3 protein-coding genes are annotated in these 1,374 nt (G+C 41.3%); all 3 read right to left on the minus strand.

Annotated elements, in window-relative coordinates; genetic code table 11:
• Window positions 1-235 precede the first annotated feature (235 nt).
• Entirely contained in the window at window positions 236-538 is a 303-nt protein-coding gene (locus tag VFDL14_RS12710; RefSeq protein WP_032551001.1) for a type II toxin-antitoxin system RelE/ParE family toxin, read from the minus strand.
• Window positions 526-783 (minus strand): type II toxin-antitoxin system Phd/YefM family antitoxin, encoded by a 258-nt coding sequence (locus VFDL14_RS12705; RefSeq protein ID WP_005448240.1) that lies wholly within the window; start codon window positions 781-783, stop codon window positions 526-528. Before VFDL14_RS12705 ends, VFDL14_RS12710 begins: the two co-directional genes overlap by 13 nt.
• A 193-nt stretch (window positions 784-976) precedes the next feature.
• Window positions 977-1,303, minus strand: coding sequence for a hypothetical protein (locus VFDL14_RS12700; RefSeq protein ID WP_050487411.1), 327 nt, complete (start codon window positions 1,301-1,303; stop codon window positions 977-979).
• Window positions 1,304-1,374 lie beyond the last annotated feature (71 nt).

The raw sequence follows: 1,374 nt of genomic DNA on the forward strand, positions 1-1,374 counted from the left end.
ATCTATGTGATAACACTATCCCCTAAATAACAAGAAAGGCTCTATAAATGCGGGAGCAGAAACTTCTACGCTCTTATTGACGGTGGGGGTCATATCAACGCCCAATTAAGGGGTGAACAACACCTACAAGCAAGCCTAAAGCATTGTGCCATAAACGCTAAATTTGAAGTAGAAACAAAACTGCCAAGCGTTGAGAATCTCTCATAAATACTTGTTATCCGCTCATTTCAAAACGTTATTGCTTACTCAACAAGAACTTACGCAAATCTCTCTCTACACGCATAACGAACAGAATAAACACTTTGTCACCGTCTTGTTTATAGAAAATACGACATGGATTAACGACAACTTCACGATAACTTAAATGTTCTAGCTCGGGTGGAATACGACCTGACTCTGGGAAAGTTTGTAGGCGTTCGACTTTGGAGAAGATCGTTTGCACTAATTGCTTCGCAGCTACGATATTTTCAAGTGCGATGTATTCAGCGATATCGTTGAGGTCAGATAACGCTGGCTCAGTCCAGATTATTTCAGCCATTTTGACATTTTGTCCTTGGCTTCATCATGACTTACCACTTTACCATCAGCTAGTGCACGCTCACCTCGTGCAATACCCTCAAGAATAGCTAAACGATTTTGCATAAATTCGTAGTCATCAACATCAACAAGATACGCAGATGGCTTACCATGCTCAGTAATTAACACTGGTTCTTTGGTATCGTGGAGATCAGCGAGGATCTTAGTTGCTTGACGTTTGAGTGATGTAACTAGTTCTACTTTCATGAGAGCTGCTCCAAAGGAATACTAAAGTGATACTATTCTATCACTTTGAGTATAGCAAGCTCCGTGACGGCTAACGCCCAGTTAAGGGGTGAAGCACACAATGACTAAGCCGCTGTATGGCACTTCAACACCGAAATCAACGCATACTAAAAATGCCACGCGTGCTGACCCCCTCTTAAACTGTTTGTTATGTTTAGACTTTCTCATAAGTGGCAATTTCACTTAGCCACCAATTTAGTTTGTCGTCGATTTGGGCATGATCTCGCAACTCATAGATTTCCGATATAGCATGCTGCTCTGATTCAATGTCAATGGCTTCTAAAACCAGGTTGCCCGTTTCCCACAAAGTTGCTCTAGATAGCAAGCCGTTTCCTTCAATTTCAATGTATTGAGCTTTTACTTCGTCACCAAGTCTCTCTGACAATTCAACGATTAAACTTTCACCGCTAAATATCTTGGATTTTGATGATGCCCATGAAGCTAAATATTCAAGTATATCTACACCTATAAACATAGACATAATGACCCCCACGAGGTGCTAGCCTCCAATATCGTGGGTTAGCTAAAAGCCAGAGCCATAATTAGTGCGTC

This window comes from Vibrio fortis, from assembly GCF_000695685.1.
GTDB lineage: Bacteria > Pseudomonadota > Gammaproteobacteria > Enterobacterales > Vibrionaceae > Vibrio > Vibrio fortis_A.